General features: G+C 38.0%; 2 protein-coding genes. Both read right to left on the bottom strand.

Annotation, left to right across the window (positions count from 1 at the left end):
- Nucleotides 1–186 precede the first annotated feature (186 nt).
- Nucleotides 187–564, bottom strand: a complete 378-nt coding sequence (locus tag NNO02_RS23230; RefSeq protein WP_271455874.1) for a hypothetical protein — start codon at nucleotides 562–564, stop codon at nucleotides 187–189.
- A gap of 38 nt (nucleotides 565–602) precedes the next feature.
- Nucleotides 603–1076 carry a DUF4755 domain-containing protein gene (locus NNO02_RS23225; RefSeq protein WP_064370210.1) on the bottom strand — a complete coding sequence of 158 codons (474 nt, stop codon included), beginning with the start codon at nucleotides 1074–1076 and terminating at the stop codon, nucleotides 603–605.
- Between the last annotated feature and the right edge of the window lie 249 nt (nucleotides 1077–1325).

Raw genomic sequence — 1325 nt, 5'->3', positions numbered from 1 at the left:
GATTTAAGTAGAATAAAAATAGAAATTGAACTTGGTGCAATAAATCCCAAAGAAGAAATCATAGTCATAAACGAGTGTTATTTTTTTGGTTTTTTATTTTCCGGCTCTTTTATAATAACTCCTCGATAGGCATTTTTAAGCAATGAATCCCCACCATTGGATATGATGGGGATTATTAATAAGTGATTATTCAATTAATCCATGCGAAACTTTGCTAGCTGTCTGACTAAAATTATAACGCTCCACAACATCCCCTTTAAACCAGATATCCAACGCTTTAATGTGCGCTGTACTGCGATTGGTTAGTAGTGCAGGGCCGGGAATGTAGTTAGATAGCTGGCTTTCTCCCGTCATACTGGAGTAGTTCCACATCTCTTGTCCATCATTTGTGGCGCGTGTCTGTGGTTCTCCGAACGCGGTGAGGATCTCTTGTTGGGTAGTTTTTCCTTTGACGATTTTTAGCTTTACCGTCTGATGATTTTCATCTGTGAGAGATTTATTGCCATGAACGGTGCAACTGGCAAGAGGAAAAATAATTAATACAGCAATCAGCATTTTTCTCATTTTAGGCCCATAGGTAGATAATAATTAAAGATAACGGATTAAAAAACATATTGTTTAAATACAAGAAGCCAGCGTTCGCAGAGTTCTTGGTTTGAAGTGGTTTTATTCTTCAAGGGAACATGAATTTTCCACATGGGATTTTTAATATCATCGGTTAAGATATTAATACCTGAACGTTGATTAGCTAAAAGCTGTTCTCTTCCGTTGGCGATAGCTGCATTATTCATACCTCTTAATGTTCCATTACCGTAAAATTTTCCAGCGTCAGAAAGCGTATAATTGATCTCTCTGATATTGTCATAGGAATAGGTCTTGTCTCTTTCTTTATCGAAAAAACGAATGGTGCGCTGTTTGGTGTCTATGACGATCCCGGTTCGCTGACATTCATAAGATAAAACATCGCCATCCAGAACTTCTGTAAAGCTGTTGTAGTGCTTTTTCTTCTGTATATCTACTGCGGTCATGATAACGACGAAGAGCACAACTAAAATCACGATACCTACTGCTTCCACTCTTACTTCCTCCATGTAAATGAGTTAAAGGGATATGGCCTGCTCGCAAAACTTAAGGAGCTTACTTGCTCCCAAGGCTCTGGTGCGAGGTGTCAGTCCCGGCCTCTCAAGCCTATCAGAACGTAAAAATATGATCGATATAAAAGATCGATAATAGACTATTGATAGATTTTGACGATTAAACGCGTGATATCGATCGGCAATTAATTGTTAAAACCGATCGAATATTTATTTATGATAGATAAGTAC

It is taken from the genome of Citrobacter sp. Awk 2 (assembly GCF_028069815.1).
In the GTDB taxonomy this organism is placed as follows: domain Bacteria; phylum Pseudomonadota; class Gammaproteobacteria; order Enterobacterales; family Enterobacteriaceae; genus Citrobacter.
Note: the sequence above shows the minus strand (reverse complement) of the source record. Positions and strands in the feature narration are given on the sequence as shown.

Excerpts from the sequence above, each read along its gene's own strand:
- NNO02_RS23230 (WP_271455874.1), bottom strand. The coding sequence starts at position 564 with ATGAGAAAAATGCTGATTGCTGTATTAATTATTTTTCCTCTTGCCAGT.